General features: G+C 69.7%; 19 protein-coding genes and 1 tRNA gene. 9 read left to right on the top strand and 11 right to left on the bottom strand.

Features of this window, described 5'->3' with window-relative positions:
• Positions 1 to 3: 3 nt before the first annotated feature.
• Positions 4 to 76, bottom strand: a tRNA-Ile gene (locus KBZ08_RS14740).
• A gap of 28 nt (positions 77 to 104) precedes the next feature.
• The gene (locus tag KBZ08_RS14745; RefSeq protein WP_254973917.1) at positions 105 to 638 is read right to left on the bottom strand and encodes an Occludin/ELL family protein; all 534 of its coding nucleotides are present in this window, start codon (positions 636 to 638) and stop codon (positions 105 to 107) included.
• 131 nt (positions 639 to 769) lie between these two features.
• On the opposite strand from KBZ08_RS14745, the gene pyrE reads away from it, so the two are divergent.
• Both pyrE and KBZ08_RS14755 read left to right on the top strand, forming a co-directional pair.
• Positions 770 to 1,363, top strand: a complete 594-nt coding sequence (gene pyrE, locus KBZ08_RS14750; RefSeq protein ID WP_254973918.1) for an orotate phosphoribosyltransferase — start codon at positions 770 to 772, stop codon at positions 1,361 to 1,363.
• Positions 1,364 to 1,399: 36 nt separating this feature from the next.
• On the top strand, positions 1,400 to 2,380 hold the full coding sequence (locus tag KBZ08_RS14755) for a folate-binding protein YgfZ (protein WP_106220996.1): 981 nt from the start codon (positions 1,400 to 1,402) through the stop codon (positions 2,378 to 2,380).
• On the opposite strand, the gene KBZ08_RS14760 is transcribed toward KBZ08_RS14755, so the two are convergent.
• Positions 2,338 to 3,882, bottom strand: coding sequence for a TM0106 family RecB-like putative nuclease (locus KBZ08_RS14760; RefSeq protein ID WP_254973919.1), 1,545 nt, complete (start codon positions 3,880 to 3,882; stop codon positions 2,338 to 2,340). The genes KBZ08_RS14755 and KBZ08_RS14760 overlap by 43 nt on opposite strands.
• A 114-nt stretch (positions 3,883 to 3,996) precedes the next feature.
• On the opposite strand from KBZ08_RS14760, the gene KBZ08_RS14765 reads away from it, so the two are divergent.
• Both KBZ08_RS14765 and rdgB read left to right on the top strand, forming a co-directional pair.
• Positions 3,997 to 5,466 (top strand): phosphoglucomutase/phosphomannomutase family protein, encoded by a 1,470-nt coding sequence (locus KBZ08_RS14765; protein WP_254973920.1) that lies wholly within the window; start codon positions 3,997 to 3,999, stop codon positions 5,464 to 5,466.
• The gene (gene rdgB / locus KBZ08_RS14770) at positions 5,466 to 6,128 is read left to right on the top strand and encodes an RdgB/HAM1 family non-canonical purine NTP pyrophosphatase (RefSeq protein WP_254973921.1); all 663 of its coding nucleotides are present in this window, start codon (positions 5,466 to 5,468) and stop codon (positions 6,126 to 6,128) included. Before KBZ08_RS14765 ends, rdgB begins: the two co-directional genes overlap by 1 nt.
• Here the strand turns inward: rdgB and KBZ08_RS14775 are convergent.
• Positions 6,125 to 7,180, bottom strand: coding sequence for a hypothetical protein (locus KBZ08_RS14775; protein WP_254973922.1), 1,056 nt, complete (start codon positions 7,178 to 7,180; stop codon positions 6,125 to 6,127). The two genes, rdgB and KBZ08_RS14775, sit on opposite strands and share 4 nt — an antisense overlap.
• 253 nt (positions 7,181 to 7,433) lie before the next feature.
• On the opposite strand from KBZ08_RS14775, the gene KBZ08_RS14780 reads away from it, so the two are divergent.
• Positions 7,434 to 8,543: a glycosyltransferase family 4 protein gene (locus tag KBZ08_RS14780; protein WP_181280107.1), complete on the top strand. Its 1,110-nt coding sequence runs from the start codon at positions 7,434 to 7,436 to the stop codon at positions 8,541 to 8,543.
• Here KBZ08_RS14780 and KBZ08_RS14785 read toward each other — a convergent pair.
• Together KBZ08_RS14785 and KBZ08_RS14790 are read right to left on the bottom strand one after the other, a co-directional pair.
• Positions 8,516 to 9,751 (bottom strand): glycosyltransferase family 4 protein, encoded by a 1,236-nt coding sequence (locus tag KBZ08_RS14785; protein WP_254973923.1) that lies wholly within the window; start codon positions 9,749 to 9,751, stop codon positions 8,516 to 8,518. The two genes, KBZ08_RS14780 and KBZ08_RS14785, sit on opposite strands and share 28 nt — an antisense overlap.
• Positions 9,751 to 10,047, bottom strand: a complete 297-nt coding sequence (locus tag KBZ08_RS14790; protein ID WP_254973924.1) for a YciI family protein — start codon at positions 10,045 to 10,047, stop codon at positions 9,751 to 9,753. Before KBZ08_RS14790 ends, KBZ08_RS14785 begins: the two co-directional genes overlap by 1 nt.
• An 80-nt stretch (positions 10,048 to 10,127) precedes the next feature.
• Between KBZ08_RS14790 and KBZ08_RS14795 the strand changes: the two genes are divergently transcribed.
• Both KBZ08_RS14795 and KBZ08_RS14800 read left to right on the top strand, forming a co-directional pair.
• The gene (locus KBZ08_RS14795) at positions 10,128 to 10,292 is read left to right on the top strand and encodes a Nif11-like leader peptide family natural product precursor (protein WP_106221013.1); all 165 of its coding nucleotides are present in this window, start codon (positions 10,128 to 10,130) and stop codon (positions 10,290 to 10,292) included.
• Between the two features lie 29 nt (positions 10,293 to 10,321).
• Positions 10,322 to 11,227 carry a glycosyltransferase family 32 protein gene (locus tag KBZ08_RS14800; protein ID WP_106221015.1) on the top strand — a complete coding sequence of 302 codons (906 nt, stop codon included), beginning with the start codon at positions 10,322 to 10,324 and terminating at the stop codon, positions 11,225 to 11,227.
• A gap of 30 nt (positions 11,228 to 11,257) precedes the next feature.
• Here KBZ08_RS14800 and KBZ08_RS14805 read toward each other — a convergent pair whose 3' ends face one another.
• The 3 genes from KBZ08_RS14805 to hisB all read right to left on the bottom strand — a co-directional run bounded on the left by KBZ08_RS14805 (position 11,258) and on the right by hisB (position 13,701).
• Positions 11,258 to 12,739 (bottom strand): carotenoid oxygenase family protein, encoded by a 1,482-nt coding sequence (locus KBZ08_RS14805; RefSeq protein WP_254973925.1) that lies wholly within the window; start codon positions 12,737 to 12,739, stop codon positions 11,258 to 11,260.
• 86 nt (positions 12,740 to 12,825) lie between these two features.
• Positions 12,826 to 12,984 (bottom strand): hypothetical protein, encoded by a 159-nt coding sequence (locus KBZ08_RS14810; protein WP_181280109.1) that lies wholly within the window; start codon positions 12,982 to 12,984, stop codon positions 12,826 to 12,828.
• 42 nt (positions 12,985 to 13,026) lie between these two features.
• Complete coding sequence (hisB, locus tag KBZ08_RS14815; RefSeq protein ID WP_254973926.1) at positions 13,027 to 13,701, bottom strand: imidazoleglycerol-phosphate dehydratase HisB; 675 nt, start codon at positions 13,699 to 13,701, stop codon at positions 13,027 to 13,029.
• A 112-nt stretch (positions 13,702 to 13,813) separates the two neighbouring features.
• Between hisB and KBZ08_RS14820 the strand changes: the two genes are divergently transcribed.
• On the top strand, positions 13,814 to 14,416 hold the full coding sequence (locus KBZ08_RS14820) for a carbonic anhydrase (RefSeq protein ID WP_254973927.1): 603 nt from the start codon (positions 13,814 to 13,816) through the stop codon (positions 14,414 to 14,416).
• Here the strand turns inward: KBZ08_RS14820 and KBZ08_RS14825 are convergent.
• Both KBZ08_RS14825 and KBZ08_RS14830 read right to left on the bottom strand, forming a co-directional pair.
• A complete protein-coding gene (locus KBZ08_RS14825) occupies positions 14,407 to 15,516 on the bottom strand; it encodes a glycosyltransferase (protein ID WP_254973929.1) in 1,110 nt (369 codons plus the stop codon). The genes KBZ08_RS14820 and KBZ08_RS14825 overlap by 10 nt on opposite strands.
• Before the next feature lie 34 nt (positions 15,517 to 15,550).
• The gene (locus KBZ08_RS14830; RefSeq protein WP_254973931.1) at positions 15,551 to 16,504 is read right to left on the bottom strand and encodes a hypothetical protein; all 954 of its coding nucleotides are present in this window, start codon (positions 16,502 to 16,504) and stop codon (positions 15,551 to 15,553) included.
• A gap of 728 nt (positions 16,505 to 17,232) precedes the next feature.
• Between KBZ08_RS14830 and KBZ08_RS14835 the strand changes: the two genes are divergently transcribed.
• On the top strand, positions 17,233 to 17,517 hold a 285-nt coding region (locus tag KBZ08_RS14835), incomplete at its 3' end, for a hypothetical protein (RefSeq protein ID WP_254973933.1).

Below are 17,517 nucleotides of genomic sequence, written 5' to 3' on the forward strand. Positions count from 1 at the left end.
GGATGGGGGTCGCGAGGATCGAACTCGCCTAAGGCGAATTATGAGTTCGCTGCATTCACCAGATTGCTAGACCCCCGGGGACGGCGCCGTCTCGGGCGAGGGCCTCACCAGAGGCCCCGGATCGGCGGGGTCCAGGTGGTGCCGGCGGGCGGCCGGACGTAGGTGGGGGTGGCGGCCCCCGTCCCGAGGCTGGTGCTGAAGCCGTTGGTGATGTCGGCGGTGCGCTGGGGCATCAGGCCGCTCTGCTCGGAGAGCATCACCGAGGCGGTGTTCTCGATGGCGGTGCCGTCCCAGACGATGTTCTGGTCGGGGAAGCCGAAGGCGACGATCCTGCCGCCGTCCCGGCCGGGGATCGAAAGGCCGAGGGGATCGGTGATCTGGTGCAGCAGGTTGACGCCCTGGGCGAAGGGGGCCGAGAAGCTGTAGAAGCGCTGCTCCATCAGCTCGGGGGCGGAGCGCGTCACGCCGCAGCGGGTGACCTCCACCGGCCCGGTGCCGACCGAGCCGGGCATGGGGGCTTCGAGGGTCGTGGTGCAGAGCACGGGCCCGGCCAGGGCGGGGGCCAGCACGGCCAAGGGGAGCAGGGCGGTGAGGCCCGCAGCGAGGGGGGCAGGCACTGCCAGGATCGGTGGTGTCATGGGGTCTACGGGCCCAGCTCCCGGGCGATGTGAGCGCAGGTTAGCGACCTCTGACGCTCTCGCCCATCCATGGGCTTCCGCACCGGCCGCCTCTGCGACGCCGCCCCCCCAACGCCGCCCCCCCAACGTCGATGGTCACCCTGCCCTCCAGCCCCAGCCAACAGCGTTCCGCCCTGCTCGCCCTGCTGGCGGAGCGTGCCTACCGGCTGGGCGACTTCACCCTGGCCTCGGGCCGCCGCAGCCCGCATTACGTCAACTGCAAGCCGGTGAGCCTGAGCGGCATCGGCCTGGCCCTGCTGGGCCGCCTGATGCTGGAGCAGGTGGAGGGCGAAGCCGCCGCAGTGGCGGGGCTCACCCTGGGGGCCGATCCCCTGGTGAGCGCCGTGGCCCTGCAGGCCGCCCTGGCCGGCCGCGACCTCGATGCGCTGATCGTGCGCAAGGAAGCCAAGGGCCATGGCACCGGCGCCTGGCTCGAAGGCCCCCTGCCGCCGGCCGGGAGCCGGATCACGGTCCTGGAGGACGTGGTCACCACCGGCGGCTCGGCCCTCAAGGCCGTGGCCCAGCTGCAGGAGGCGGGCTACGCCGTGGAGCGGGTGGTGGCGATCGTCGATCGCCAGGAGGGGGGAGCCGAGGCGATGGAGGAAGCGGGCCTCGACCTGCGCAGCCTGTTCCTGCTCGAGGAGGTGGCTGCCACGGCCGCCGGGCTGGACGGCGCGGCAGGCTGACCCCACGACAGGCTGACCCCCGCCACCCGCTCCGCCATGGCCCCCTCCCCCGACCCGACGCCGGCTGCGGCCGATCCCTGGCACTGGACGCCACCGCAGGGGAGCCGCTGGTCGCGGCCGGTGGGGCTGCTGCGGCTCGACGGCCCAGACACCCTGCGGGTGCTGCACGGCCAGACCAGCCAGGCCCTGGAGGGGGCTCGCCCGGGCCAGTGGCTCGGCACCTGCTGCATCAGCCCCACGGCCCGGCTGCGGGCGGTGGCGGAGGTGCTGGTGGACGCCGCCGGGGCCTGGCTGGTGATCGTCGACGGGGATCCGGCGGCTGTGCGCACCGCCCTCGACCGGGTGCTGTTCCCCGCCGACAAGGTGCGGCTGGGTCCGGTGACGGCGGCCGTCCTGCACCAGCCGCTGGGGGCACCGGAACCGGAGGCCCTGCCGGCCGGCACCTGGGCCCCGCTGGAGGGATCGCCGGGCTGGCGGCTGGGGGAGGCCCTGCTGCTGCCCGCCGAGGCCCCCTTGCCCCCCGCCCTGGCCGCACGGCGCCCCCTGGAGCCGCTGGAGGCGGAACGCTGGCGGCTCCGGCAGGGTCTGCCGGCGGCGCCGGGGGAGATCAACGAGGAGGTGAACCCCTTCGAGTTGGGCCTGGCGGGGCGGGTGAGCCTGAACAAGGGCTGCTACGTGGGCCAGGAGACCCTGGCCAAGCTGGCCACCTACGACGGGGTGAAGCAGCAGCTGCGCCGCTGGTGGGCCACGGCTGTCCCGGAAGGGGCTGTTCCCGCCGATGCCGTGGCTGCGGGCACGCCCCTGCTGGACGGGGCCGGGGGCCGCGCCGGCCTGATCACCTCCAGCCTGGAACTCCCCGGTGACGGGGGCTGGATCGGCCTGGCCCTGGTGCGCAAGGCCTGGCTGGAGGAGAGCCAGCTGCTGGCCGGGGCGGCCCCTGGGGTGCCCCTGTGCCTTTCGCTGCCGGAGGCGTTTCAGCCGCCGCCGGTGGGGCCGGGGGGCAAGGCCGCGTCCTGATCCAGCAGCCAGCGGACCACCGCCCAGGTGGCCAGGCTGTCGTCCTGGTTGTAACGGAAGATCCGCTGGAGCTTGCGGCCCAGGGCCCGCCGGCTGGGGCGCCGCGGACCGCCGGAGCCTTCCCGCCACTGGCGCCACCACAGAAGGCAGCGGGCGCCGTCGACCCCCTTCTGGCTCCAGCTGAAACCCCGCCAGCCGGCGACGGCCTTGAGCCCGTAGCTGTTGACCGGCAGCAGCCAGTGGCGCCGCAGCCGCTGGTGCACGTCCACCAGCCGGGCCCGCAACCGTTCCCGCTCCCGCTCGCTGGCCCCCTGGCGCTCGGCCAGCCGCAGCAGGGCGACCGACTCGGTCTCGCCGTAGTGCAGCACGGGCCAGTCGGGATAGCGGGCCAGCAGCGTGCTCAGCCGCCGCCAGAGCAGGGCCTCGCCGTGCTCCTGCAGGGCGAGCAGGGGCTGGTAGCTCCCCAGGCTCTCCCCCGGCCCCGGCGCCCCGGGCCAATGGCCGTCCGCGCCGCGCTCCAGCCGCACCAGGCCGTGGAGGAAGTCGTCGCGGGCATCGGGGTCGGATTCGATGTCGTAGAGCAGCACCCCGGGGGCCGTCGCGAGCTCCGGCAGGGCGGGGCCGGCCCCCTCGCCGCTGCGCTGGGGGCTGCCCTCCCGCTGCACCCTGGCCTGGGCCACCAGCCGGGGGGCCACCTCCCGGTGCTGCTCGCTGTGGACGGCCAGGTCCTCGGCCAGCCGCTCCGGATCGGCGGCCGCCAACTGGTCGAGGCTGGTGATGCCCAGCTCCAGCAGCAGCTCGCGGCGCTTGCCGCCGATGCCGCTCACCTCGCTGAGGTGGCCCTCGGCAGCCGCGACCCGATCGCAGGCCCCTCGCCAGCTGCAGAGGGTGCATTTCTTGCGGTCGCTGACCAGGGGCGGCGGCTCGCTGCGGGCCAGGTCGAGGGCCAGGCGCTCCAGGCTCTCGTCGAGCTGGCGCTGCAGGGAAGGGCCGAGGGCGAGTCGTTCCCGCTCCAGCCCCCGGTCGGCGCCGGCCACCACCAGCCCATGGGGCACGGGGGCCCGCTGGTGCTCCTCCAGTAGCCGCCCCCACAGGGCCAGCTGCAGGCGGTGCTCCCGGGTGAGGCGCCGGCCCTGGCGGGCCAGCACCGGCCGGTAGCCGTGGGCCCCCCAGCGGCTGGGCTCCTCGACCCGTTCCAGCAGGCTCGGGTGGGCCTCCAGGCGCAGGCCCCGGGGGCCGGTTCCCGCGAGCCTGAGCCCCACCACACCGGGCGCCCCGTCGCGGCAGGCGGCCTCTCCATGGCCGGGGCGCTGGGGCAGCAGGCTCTGGAAGCTGCGCAGCTGGTCATCGAGGGCCAGGGCGCGGTGGGCACTCCACAGCCGCTCCCTGGGTGCACCGTGGAGATCGAGCCAGGCCCGCCGCCGGCAGCGCACCCAGCTGCGCAGCAGGCGGTCGGTGAGGACGGGGGATCCGGGGGAGGCGGCGTCCGGGGTCTGGGGCATGGGGTGCAGGCTAGGGGGACCGGTGGCCTGCCATCAGGCCGGCACCCGCCGCGGCCATCCGGAGCGGCCGGCCTGCTACGACCGGCCTGCCCCTCCATCGCCTCCGCGCCGCCCATGGCCTCCGCCCCCCTGCCCCTCGAGGCCGGACCGATCCACTTCGGCACCGATGGCTGGCGGGGCATCCTCGGGGTGGACATCACCATGGAGCGGCTGCTGCCGGTGGCGGCCGCCGCCGCCCGGGAACTGGCCGCCAGCGCCCCGGAGGGCCTCACCAGCCGGGAGGTGGTGATCGGCTACGACCGGCGCTTCCTGGCCCCGGAGCTGGCCGAGGCCATCGCCGCCGCCGTCCGGGGGGCCGATCTGGTGCCCCTGCTGGCCGCCACCCCCGTGCCCACCCCGGCCTGCAGCTGGGCGGTGGTGGAGCGGGGCGCCCTGGGGGCCCTGGTGATCACCGCCAGCCACAACCCGCCGGAATGGCTGGGCCTCAAGATCAAGGGGCCCTTCGGCGGCTCGGTGGAGGGTGACTTCACCGCCCGGGTGGAGCGGCGCCTGGCGGCCGGGGGCCTGACGGTGCCGATCCCCGGCGACACTGAACGGTTCGATGCCATGGGCACCTACCTGGCGGGCCTCGGCGCCAAGGTCGACGCCCCGGCCCTGGTGGCGGGCCTGGCCGCCGCCGGCCTGCAGGTGATCGTCGACCCGATGCACGGCTCGGCCGCCGGGGGGCTGCCGGCCCTGCTGGGGGAGGCGGGGGCCGCCGCCGGCGTGATCCGGGAGATCCGGGGGGAGCGGGATCCCCTCTTCGGCGGCCACCCGCCCGAGCCGCTGGCGCCCTACCTGGAGCAGCTGATCACCGAGGTGCGCCAGGCCACGGCGTCCGGCCGGCCCGCGGTGGGCATCGTCTTCGATGGTGACGGGGACCGCATCGCCGCCGTGGACGAGCAGGGCCGCTTCTGCAGCACCCAGCTGCTGATGCCCCTGCTGATCGACCACTTGGCGCGGGCCCGCGGGCTGGGGGGCCGCGTCGTCAAGACCGTGAGCGGCTCCGATCTGATGGCCCTGGTGGCGGCCGACCTGGGCCGGGAGGTGATCGAGATGCCCGTGGGGTTCAAGTACATCGCCGCCGAGATGCTCAGCAGCGACGTGCTGGTGGGCGGCGAGGAGTCGGGCGGGGTGGGCTTCGGCCTCCACCTGCCGGAGCGGGATGCCCTGTTCGCGGCGCTGCTGCTGATCGAGGCCCTGGTGGAGGGGGGGCTGCCCCTCGGGGCCCGGCTGGCGGCCCTGCAGGAGCGCTGCGGTGGCGCCAGCGTCTACGACCGCCTCGACCTGCGTCTGCCGGACATGGCCAGTCGCCGCCGGCTGGAGGCGCTGCTGGCCCAGGATCCGCCCCAGGAGGTGGCCGGAGCGGCGGTGCTGGAAGTGAACCGCACCGATGGCGTCAAGCTGCGGATGGGCCCCAGCCACTGGCTGATGCTGCGCTTCTCCGGCACCGAGCCCCTGCTGCGTCTCTACTGCGAAGCCCCCGACGCCGACCGGGTGCAGGCGGTGCTGGCCTGGGCGCGCCAGCTGGCGGAGCGCATCTGATGGCCGCCCCAGCGGAGCCCGGGGTGGCACCCACGGTGCTGGTGATCGCCAGCGGCAACGCCGGCAAGATCCGGGAGTTCTCCCACCTGCTGGCCTCCCTGCCCCTGGAGGTGCGGCCCCAGCCTGAGGGTCTGGAGGTGGAGGAAACGGGCACCACGTTCGCCGCCAATGCCCGGCTGAAGGCCGAGGCGGTGGCCCGGGCCACGGGCCACTGGGCCCTGGCCGACGACTCCGGCCTGGCGGTGGCGGCCCTGGGCGGCGCCCCCGGGGTCCATTCGGCGCGCTACGCGGACAGCGACCCCGCCCGGATCGCCCGGCTGCTGCGGGAGCTGGGCGAGGTCGACCGGATACGGCGCGCCCAGGGCCTGGAACCGGACCGCCGGGCCGCCTTCGTGGCCGCCCTGGCGGTGGCCGATCCCAGCGGAGCGATCCGCCTGGAGGTGGAGGGCCGCTGCGACGGGGAGATCCTGGAGGCGCCGCGGGGCAGCGGCGGCTTCGGCTACGACCCGGTGTTCCTCGTGCCGGAGCCGGGCCTGAGCTACGCGGAGATGGACAAGGGCCTCAAGGGCCAACTGGGCCACCGGGGGCGGGCCTTCGCCCGGCTGGAACCCGGCCTGCGGGAGCTGCTGGGCGGTCCCGGAGCGACGCCGGCGGCTCCCTAGCGGGTTGCGGCCGTGCGGCGGCGGGCCTCCAGCACCGCCTCCAGGGCCCCGGCCGCCGCCTCGGCCCGCTTCTGCCAGGTGCATCCGGTGGCGAAGCGGTGGCGCTCCGCGGCGCGGCCGTCCTGGAAGCCGGCGGCGGCCAGGCGCTCGAGGGTGGCCGTGAGGGCCTGCCCGTCGGCGCAGTGGTAGGCCAGGCGGGGGGTTTCGGCGATCTGGGCGCAGGTGCCGGTGTAGAGGATCGGCTGGCCGGTGGGCAGCTGGGAGAAGAAGCGGACGGGACTGCTGCAGGGGTTGATGTCACCGTCGGTGAGGGGCAGCACGGCCGCATCGAGGGTGGCGAAGCAGGCCTGGAGTTCGGTGTAGGGCATGGCGCCGAGGAAGCGGCAGCGCGGGCTGCTCTGGAGGTGGGCGAGGCCGGGCACCTGGCGGCGCACCGGCCCCACGAACAGCCAGCGGAGCTGGGGCAGCGCATCGTGGGCGGCGACGATCGGCAGCAGGTCGATGCGGCTGCCGATCACGCCAATGATGCCGATCAGGGGCCGGAAGTCGGCCGGCACCAGATCCGCCGCCAGGGCAGGGCGCTGGGGAGGCCGGGGGGGAAGCGCGGGGGGGGGCTCGGCCGGCAGCCAGGAGGAGGGAATGCCGTTGGGAATGATGTGAACGCGGGAGTCCTCGATGCCGTACCGGGCTTGGAGCACCTCGGCGAGGAGCCGGGACACCGGGAAGATCAGATCGGCATGGCGGACCAGATCGTGTTCCTGATCGAGCCGCACATGGGGGTAAGCCGCGTAGTCATCGCTGACGAGGTAGGCGATGACGGAAGCGAGGGCGCGGTGATGAATCGCGTAGGGCCAGGCGTGGGGATCGGTGAGGATCAGGGCGTCGGCCCGGCCGTAGATCGCCAGCAGGCGCCGCTCCACCAGGGGGGCAAGAATCCGGACCAGCCAGCGATGACGGGAGAAGGCTCCGCGGGGGAGCTCACAGGCGTGGCGACGGCGACCGAAGGAGGGCAGCCAGCCCCTCCAGCTGATGCGGGGGGCCAGTGTCTGCACCGTGCAGATTGTCTCCAGCGCCTCGAAGAGAGCCCGGTGATAAGGCTCTTCAGAACCGACGACGAAAAGGCGTCGACGTTGGTCCATTGTGTTGGCAGAATCCGTCGTCCTGGCTGATTCAGTCACGGCAGGACGAGTCGGCCATCGATTCCTGATTCTAAAGCTGTCGATCCAGCCGCTGGCCGAGGCCTGCCTGGACCGGAGGCCGGGGCCTGTATCGTTGGCTGGGATGAAGCCGTCCTGCTGTTCAGCCATGTCCGTTTTCGACAGGGGCGGGCAAGGGACGGGAGAGACGGTGGTCTTCCTGCCTGACAAGCGACGCTTCAATCCCTACCAGAAGCGGCTTGCCGAAGCGCTCATCCAGCAGGGCTTCCCTGTCATCGTCAAGGATCACCCGCCACTCTTCGGAGCCTTTTTCCGCCAGCAGCGGTTGTATTCCAGGCATGTGATCGTTCACCTGCATTGGCTGAACGGGCTGACGGATCAAGCCGTCTACGCCCATTCCAGCATCCGATTTCTGGTCTGGTACGTTCTGATGTTTTGCGACCTGGGGTTGTTCAGGCTGCGGGGGGGGCGTCTGTTCTGGACCGTCCATAACCTGATCAGCCACGAATGCCCAGACCCCGCCAGGGAGCTGAAGGTGCGACGACTGATCGCCATCTTTGCCAACGGCATTCATTTTCACAGCCGATCATCGATTGCCCGAGCCGAAGAGGAATACGCCGTCCCGCTCCAGAGCAAGGCCATTGTGGCCGCCCATGCCGCCTACCCTGAGGACTATCCGCCCAACCCGTCCCGGGTGGAAAGCCTGGCCAGGGAAACAGACATCAGCAAGGTCAACTTCACCTTCCTGTTCTTCGGCAACATCCGTCGTTACAAGGGACTCGAGTCCCTTGTGGAGGCCTTTCGCCACCAGCCTGGATCCCATTGCCGGCTCCTGATCGCCGGCGCCCCCATTCCGGGCGTGTCGACCGAATGGATCAACGAAGCCTCCGCGAAGGACCCCCGCCTTCGCCTGCGCATCGGCTACGTGTCGGACGGCGATGTGTCCGCCCTCTTTTCTCTCGCCGATGTGCTCGTGGCCCCGTACACCGCCACGCTCACCTCAGGGGTGGTGTCGCTCGCGCTCACCTTCGGCTGTCCCATGGTGCTCCCCGATGCCGCCAGGGTCTACGACTTGCCGGGTGATGCCGGAGCGGAGTACTACGCCCCCGGCCAGCTGCCGGAGGCCCTGGCCAGGATCGAGAGGCGCGATCTCGAGGGGATGCGCGCCCACAACAGCCGCCTCGGCCGAACCCTGACCTGGGAAGCCATGGCCCAGGCGATCGCCGGGTCCTACCGCCAGGCCGGCCGGAACCGCTGAACCGGAGCCGTGTCGAGGGCCTCCAGCAGGGCGCCCTGCGCCTGCCGCCGCAGCCCGGCGAGGTGCCCGGCGGCGGCGGCCCCGGCGTTGCGGGCGGCCCCAGGGTCATGCAGATAGGCGAGCACGGCCGCAGCGAAATCGTCAGCCGTTCCGGCCACCGAAACCCCCGGCGCCACGGCCATCCCCTCCACACCGGCCGGGGTGGTCACGATCGCCCGGCCGTGGGCCATCGCTTCGATCGTCTTGATCTTCAAGCCGGTGCCCGAACGCATGGGATTGATCATGAAGAGCGCTTGCTGATAGATCTCCCGGGGTGACGGGACGATCCCGAGGCGCTGGACCTCCTCAGGGAAGGGCATGGCCCCACAGATGCCACCGGCGACCACCAGCCGGCCGGCGCCACCCCTGGCCTTGACCTGCGGCCACACCTCCTCGAGAAACCACCGGAGACCCACCCGGTTGAGGGGATTGGCCGAGGCCAGATAGCCCACGACGGGAGCCTGGTCGGCGACAAACGGCAAGGGGTCGGATGGAAGGATGTGGCCCACCGTCCTGACGACACGCCGGCCGTGGGTGAGGCGCTGGAAATAGCTGGATTCCCGCTCCTGGATGCCGAGGATCACATCGGAACGCCGCAATCCCCGGCGCTCATCAGCCTGGTTCAGCGAGATCCAGAAGTCCTCCGGATCCAGCTGCGCCTCGTGGAGGAGGGCGTTCCGATCCGTGAAGACATCATGACAATCCAGGATCTTCAGACAGCGGTCGTCGAAAGCCTCAAAGAAGGCGGAATGGATCACGTAGGACACCAGCACGCGCCTGTAGTGGCCGGCGCGCTGGAGACGGCGCGCCTCAGCCAGCCAGCTCGGATGAAACCAGTCGTCCAGAGGGTGGTTGCCGATGGGGAGGCTCCGCTCCCGGCCCGGACGGCCGCGACGACGGACCCCCTGCCACGCCCCGCCGAGTCGCCGCCCGATCCGGTCGGCCAGCGGGCGGCGCCCGCCCTCGGGCCAGACGAAGTCGTGGATCCAGTGGTCCACAGCCTTGCGGGTCTCCCGTTTCTCCTCTTCGGAGAGATCGACGCCGGCGAAATGGAGCTCGAAGCCCAGGGCCCGCAGGTCATCCAGCAACGCGGCCAGGCGGCTGCGGTTGCCGGCATAGGGGGGGCCGACGCCGATCCTCGAGATGACCAGGAGACGTCGATCCGTCATCAGGACACCGCCAGGTCCCCCACCGCCGGCCGCCACCCCTGCAGCTGCCAGTGCACACAGTCCGCCAGCACCATCGGATCCTGCAGCACCAGGGCCAGGGCCGCGTCATGGTCGGCAGCCTCGAGCAGCAGCAGGCCGCCGCCACCCGGCCGGCCCAGGTCGTCCACCAGGTAGCCGCTGCTGATCCTGAGGCCCTCCAGGCGCAGGCGCTCCACCCAGCGGCGATGCTCCTGCAGGTGGGGAATCACCGCGTCAGCGGGGAGCCGGAAGGTCTCGGTCTTGATGAACCAGGCCATGGCAGGAACGGAACACCACATCGGGCTCCGGGCCACGCTCCGGAAGGGAGTAGGACGGAGAGTCCGTAGTTGATGGTCCCATGTCGAAATCCCAGCTCAACGCGTTCCTCGCCAAGGTGGCTGCCGATCCGGCCCTCAAGGCCCGTGTGGAAGCCGCCGCCGACACCGATGCCGTGGTGGCCATCGCGCTCTCCGAGGGGCACACCTTCTCCCCCGCCACCTTCAGCCGCTTCTCGCGCGGCTGAGGCCGGACCGGGCCTGTCAGGGCGGGACGATGGCGGAGACGATGCAGGCGCGGAACGGAGCGAACCCGGCCAGCGCCTGGCTGCTGCCAGGGGCGTCCCTGGCCACCCATCCTCCGGCCAGCCGCGGCATCCCCCGGATCATCCACCAGACCTTCAGCACCAGGAGCCGCATGCCGGCGGTGCTGGAGGAGAACTGCCGCGCCATCGAAGCCCTCAACCCGGACTTCACCTATCGCTTCTACGACGATCACGATCGTGAGCGCCTCATCGGCGAGATCTACGGGGAGGCGATCCTGGCCCGCTATCGGCGGATCGATCCGGCCTACGGTGCCGCCCGCGCCGATCTGTTCCGCTACCTCTGCATCTACCACTTCGGCGGTGTCTACCTGGACGTCAAGGTCGGCGTCACCCGGCCGTTGTCCGACGTTCTGCGGGACGATGATGCCTACCTGCTGAGCCAGTGGGACCATGGGCCCGGCAGTCCCCATGCCGGCTGGGGCACCCACCGGCAGCTGGCCGGCATCCCGGGCGGTGAATTCCAGCAGTGGCACGTCATCGCCTCCCCGGGCCATCCCTTTCTGGCCGCCGTGATCGCCGCGGTGCTCAACAACATCGATCGCTTCGATCCCTTCGCCTTCGCCCATCCCTGGGAGGCGGTGATCTGCACCACCGGTCCGGTCGTGTACACAACGAGCATCCATCCGATCCTGGCGACCCATCCCCACCGGCGACTGGTTGGCAGCGAGGAGATCGGCCTCCGCTACAGCCTCTTCGACGGCTCGGCCGACCCGGACGCCCACCGGCGGCTCTACAGGGATTACCGGAAGGCCGAAACCCCGCTGATCCGCCAGTCCTTTCCCCTCTCCCTGCTCTGGCCCGTGCTCAACCTGGCCCGAAAGGTGGCGCGCCGCCTGCGGGGGCTGCTGCGGCGCTGATCCCGCCGCCCAGCGCAGAACGGTGCAAGCTCAGGCCGCCACCCAGCTGCCGTGCAGGCCATGGGGGATGGCCAGGGGGAGCTCCAGCACGGCCACCTCGTCCATCGAAGCGGCATCGAGCACCACCAGATCGCTGGCGCTGCGGGCGCCGTTCCAGACCAGGCCGAGCACCCAGCCGTCATCCTCGGCGGTGGCGCCGGGACGGGGCACCATGATCGGCTCGCTGACGAACCCGCGGGGCGCCGCACTCCAGACCCGGGACTCGCCGCTGCCGAGATCGAGCTTCATCAGGGCCTGCAGGGGGTCGTTGCCCCGCTCCCGCTCGGCCACCGCCATCCAGCCGTAGCGACTCTCGAGCCCCACCCGGGCCGGCGCGACCATGGCGAATTCACAGGTGCGCTCACTCAGCCGCGTGGCCGTGACCGCGCCGCTGGCCAGGTCGAGACGGCAGCGCTCCAGCAGGCCCTCGGGGATACGGTCGAAATCGACCTCCTTGTAATCCTGGTCGGGGCCGATCGAGGGGAAATCGGCGTAGAAGATGCTGTCGACCACCACCGCGTCGCCGTCCTCCCAAGCGTTGAGGTGATGGAACACGAAGCCTTCCGGAGCCTCCAGCACCCGGGGCTCCTGGCCGGCGAAGGCGCCGTCCTGGCGCGGAATCAGCCAGAACTGGCCACGGGCGCCGGCCCGGGACTTCAGGCACTGGGCGGCCCCTTTGCGGCCGAGCACGTAGGGGAGGGGGTTGAAGTCGATGGCGTTCTGCAGGAACACCGCCCAGTTGGGGGTGATGGCGAAATCGTGCAGGAAGGCGAAGCCACCGAAGCTGTGGCTGGAGTCGGCCAGCAGGGTGCCGGCCTCGGGACCGTCGGCGGCGAACTCCATCAGGCGCACGGTGCTGCGCGGGCCGGCCTTCACACCGAAGGTGACCATGCGGGGCGCGCCGTGGTGGCCGGGATCGAAGCGGGGGTGGGCGCTGAAGGCCTCACCCGGCTTGAGCACCCCGTCCAGCAGGGTCAGGCCGCGGGTTTCGAGGCTGACGGGATCGAGGGCATGGGGGGAGCTGGCCTCCCAGAGGGCGAGCAGCTGGTCGCCGAGCCGCACCACGTGGGTGTTGGCGATGTTCTTGAGGCGAAGATCGAAGGCATTGGCCAGCGGCCCGCCGGGCTTGGGCGTGCCGAAGACACCTCGGTAGAGCACCGTGCCGGCCTTCTCCTCGGCCAGCCAGCCCTCGGTGCGCACAAAGCGATTGCTGAGCCGAGCGCCCCCGTCTGAGAAGCGCAGGGCCGTGACCATGCCATCGCCGTCGAAGGGGTGATGGACCCAGTGGCCGCCCCGCTCCAGCCGGCCGGGGCCGTTGCGGTAGAGGGTGCCGCTCAGCTCGGCCGGGATGGCGCCGCGGGCGGCGGTCAGGGGCTCGTCGCTGAGCTCGACGCTGACGTTGCGAAAGGAGCTGGCCCAGTCGGCGCGGTCGTAGGCAGGCGAGGCCGCGGCGGCGGGGGAGGCAACGGTCATCGGATCAGCCCACGGAAAGAACAGCGCAGCGCGCTGTCCCGATTATCACGTAACGGAGTGTGAAGACGTGGGCGGTCGTGCCGGCCTCAGGCCTCGCAGGGCAGCTCCACCACCGGGCAGGGGGGTTGGGACACGGCACAGGGGGCGGCCTGGACCTGGCCCGGCAGGCAGTCGGCGGCCCGGGCCGGGGCAGCCACGGCAACGGCGGCGGTGAAGCCCGCCATCAGCAGCAGGAGGGAACGCATGGCGTGTGCACGGATGATCCGATGCTAGTGGCGACGACCCCGTCAGACACCGGCGTGGCCGGCACGCTCGAGGACCCCCTTGCTGCTGGGCACGGCCCCACCACGGCGGGGATCGATCTCCACCGCCTGGTCGAGGGCGCGGGCGAACGCCTTGAATCCGGCTTCGACGATGTGGTGGGAGTTCACCCCCGCCAGCTGGCGAATGTGCAGGGTGAGGCCGGAGTTGTTGGCCACCGCCACGAAGAACTCCCGCACCAGTTCGGTGTCGTAGGTGCCGATGCGCTGGGCCGGGATGGCCAGGTCGTAGCTGAGGTGGGGCCGGCCTGAGCAGTCGAGGGCCACCTGCACCAGGGCTTCATCGAGGGGGGCCAGGAAGTGGCCGAAGCGGCGGATGCCCCGCCGGTCGGCCAGGGCCTGGGCCAGGGCCTGGCCCAGGGCGATCCCCACGTCCTCGTTGGTGTGGTGGTCGTCGATGTGGGTGTCGCCCCGGGCGGTGATCTCCAGGTCCAGCAGGCCATGGCTGGCGATCTGGTGGAGCATGTGGTCGAGGAAGGGGACGCCGGTGGCCACCTGGGCGCGGCCGGTGCCATCGAGATCGAGGGCCACGTGCACGTCGGTCTCACCGGTGACGCGATGGACCTCGCCGGTGCGTGCAGGGCCGGTGCGCGAAGAGCTGATGGACACGCGGGCGAAGGCGACGGGCCGGACCTGAATCATGCCAAAGCCCCCGGGGCCGCGCTCCGAAGGTCCGGTGCGCCCATGGCGATCGGGGGACCCACGGTGTGCAGCGCTACGGCGCCGGGCCGCCAGGGGTGGTGGGGTGAGTGCCATGCATGAACGTCCGGGTGCCGTCCTCGATCAGCTGCGCGCCGGGCACCAGCGCTTTCTCGACGGCCATGTGCTCCACCCCCACAGCGATCGCCTGCGGATGCTGGAGGTGGAAGCGGGCCAGACGCCGGTGGCGGCGGTCCTGGGCTGCGCCGATTCCCGGGTGCCGGTGGAGCTGCTGTTCGACACGGGCTTCGGCGATCTGTTCGTGGTGCGCAATGCCGGCACGATGAGCACCGTGGCCGCGATCGCCTCGCTCGAGTACGCCGTGAGCCACCTGGAGGTGCCGGTGATCGTGGTGCTCGGCCACGCCGCCTGCGGTGCGGTGGCGGCCGCCTTCGACCGGGAGCTCAACCTGACCCCGAGCCTGGCCCAGGTGGTGGGCCAGCTGCGCATGGAACTGTTCAGCCTCGGCGGAGAACACAACCTGGAGGAGGCTTGCCGCCGTCACACCCTCAACGCCGCCCGCAACCTCGTCGATTCCAGCGTGATGCTCACCGACCGGCTTCGCTCGGGCCGGCTGCAGGTGGAGGCGGCGTACTACAACCTGCACACCACCAGCATTGAATGGATGGGAACCCTGATGCCGATGCCTCAGGGCTGAGCCGGCAGGGCCGCCAGGATCCGTTCCACCCGGCTTTCCCAGGTCTGGGCGGCGGCGAAGGCCACCCGCGCCTGGAACTTCTCCGGGCTGTCGGTCGCCAGCTCCTCATCGATAGCCTGCAGGAAGCAAGCGGGATCCTTTTCGATGCGGATCAGGGCACCGGCCAGCTCCAGTCCTTCCACGGCGGAGGAGACCACCGGCTTGCCACTGGCGATGTACTGGAAGAGTTTCAGCGGACTCATGGACCGCGAGAAGGGCGTATCGAGATGGGGAATCAGGCAGAGATTCATCCGCTTCAGCTGCATGGGCACCTGATCATTGGGAAGGCTCCCCAGCCAGTCCACGTTGGCGAGGCCAAGCAGGCCGGAGTCCGACAGGCGCCGGTTGAGCTCGGGACCCACCAGCAGCAGCCGGCAGTGGGACCGCTCCAGGGCGATTCTGCGCAGCAGATCGATGTCGGTGCGATCCCAGAACGTGCCGACATAGCCCAGAACCGGCTGGGGGCCAGCGGGCTGGAAGTCGGAGGCCTGCGCCAGGAACGCCGAGCTGACGGCCTGATCAATCCGGACACAGGGAGCCTGGGGCGAAAACTTGTCCTCATTCGCCTTCGAGGTGACGGCGATCAGGTCGGCCATGGCACCGATCCGCGGATACTGATCCACCGCAAAGGGGTAGTACCAGTCGGTCTTGTCGACCAGGGTGAAATCATCCACGATCTGGATGATCCGGGCCGCAGCCGGCACCTGGCGCACCAGCTCATCCAGCACGGGATGGGGCGGAAACAACCACAGCAGGGTGTTCCGTTTCCGGAACCCCAGCGATCGAATCCGTCGCCCCAGGGCGATGCGCTCCCGCTGCAGCTTCAGCAGCGAACCGAGACTTCGCGGCCGCAAGGGGCTGATCCCACCCGGTCTCCAGTAGAGACGGGCAACGGCAAGTCTGTCGGAGATGACCTGGAAGGATGTGGCCAGCGTCTCCCCCTTGGAGGAGGGCAGAATGACCAGCACCTGCTTGACGTGGTCACATCGGCTCAGCGTCCTTGCGATCTGCTCATAGGTGCGGCCGTAGATCCCCCAGTCATCCCCGAACCAGAACAGCAAGACATGGGAGAGACCAGGAAAGCGAGGTAAAGAATCAGAGAATGATCCAGCCAAGCCGCCGTCCACGTCGCGTCTTGTAAACAAGATAGCATCGTTCCAGCAAACGGGCTACGCGGCGATTGGCCCAGGCCATGAAGTTCATCTTTTCGCCCAGCACCACGCATCGGAACCAGGAAACCAGCCGACCGCGGTAAATAAATGAGCTGAAGCTCGAGTGCTGACAGGTCCCCCAGAAGTGACGCGCCAGTCCCGCGATGAACATGTCGGTCATCACTGATTGGTTGACATCCTGCTTCGAAAGCCCTTCCTGGCTCAGACGACCGCCATGAAGATGGTGGATGCCAATCCCACCGCCAGCCTTGAGTGAAGGGACAATGGATGGACAGGTGATGTTGAGCTGCCGGCACAAGTCAACGACTTCAGAACTATCCGTAATCACGACAGTTCGGCGATGGCGCGAGTAGCGAACGATCGCTCCAAGGATCTCCTTCGGACAACCACCTGACGCGTCCGTATGTCGGACATGCCAGCAGTCGTAAACACCGGGAACCAAGCCAAGCCCATTCATCCGAGCGACGACGAGCTGCCTGAAGTCCTGGTTGAGGCTGAGTATTCGAAACAGTCGATTGGAGTATTGTGCCAAATAGCCACAGGCAACAAAGGTATCCCACGGACCCTCAGGCAACTGATCCAGGTCAGTGAGAAAGTCGCCATTCAGCCACTGTTGACTCTTCAGTGGATCACGCGTAACACACTGGGAATATCTGGGAGGAACCACCTTGCCAAAGCCACCCTCAGACCGCAGGAAAGCCTTCTCCGACGGGCAGGAAAGACGGAAGTAGTTCTCGAACGACTCACTCCAGGAATTGTGCGTCCAATCAACACAGAGAACGGCCTTCCATCGGCTGGCGAGGTCGCAGCAGAGCCCCAGCACCTGCATTCGATTGCCAAGGCCCGCAATCCCCTTGACGACGACAGTTCTGCGCATCGTCCCAGGCCATGGCTTGCAAACACAAGGAAAATCTAGGCCTGGCCATCCAGCCGCAGGCTGATCTCGGAGGCTGCACCTGATCCAGTCTTCAGCCATGGTGCCGGGACCCTGACGCAGCCACCGCGACCGTTCCCCCATGGCCTGAACCGGATCCAGCTGTTCAAGGCTCGGGGCAGAGTGATGTCCCCTCCAGCGGTTTCCACTCGAGGGGTGTCCCCCGGGCACCAGCCTCCTCAACCACCGGATGGAGAGATGGGTTGCTCCTCCCAAAGCCATGGCGCGGTGGCGGAAGGCAGGCCTATGGAGACCGTCATAAGAGCCATTGGAGCTGCTCGGCGCCTCTGATCTGGAGGCATCCCCTGAGGTCACGCCCAAGCAGTCGATGCCACTGGTGGCTGCCGCCCAAGGGTGGCTGAGAGATGGGTCCCCGCGGCACTGGCGAACGAAGCAACGGTGGAAGCCCATCTCAGCCGCTGATGCCACCTCCCTTTCACAGGACACATCACTGCGTGCATGTTGACACATTCATCTCTGACTTTGATTCAAAGACCGTGACCGCTCGTTGATGTAGGCAAAGCCACAAGCCACCAGTAGCGAACACACACGGCTCCTGCCCTTCAAACACATCTACCTGATGAGAATGTCCCTAGCTTCCTGAGACCAGAGGGTTGAGATGATTGCTTGAATCACCTCTTTGGCTCCACCCACTTACTGCCAGTTTTCCTGTGTCTTCCACCATCATCGACACCACACCACGGCCGCAGATTCAGGTGCGTGCCAACAAGGAGCGCGTCAATGAAGGGGACAAGGTCACCTTCATCATCAACACCCAAGGCATCGCACCAGGCAGCCTCCTGGATTACAACCTCAGCGGCCTCGGCCCGACTTCCGCCGATGTCAGCAATGCTCCCCTCTCCGGCAAGATCGCCGTTGATCGCTCCGGCCTCGCCAGAATCTCCTTCCAGACCTCCAGAGATCTCCTCACGGAAGGCCCGGAAGCCATTTCCCTC

Source organism: Cyanobium sp. Candia 9D4 (genome assembly GCF_024346155.1).
In the GTDB taxonomy this organism is placed as follows: Bacteria; Cyanobacteriota; Cyanobacteriia; order PCC-6307; family Cyanobiaceae; genus Cyanobium; species Cyanobium minutissimum.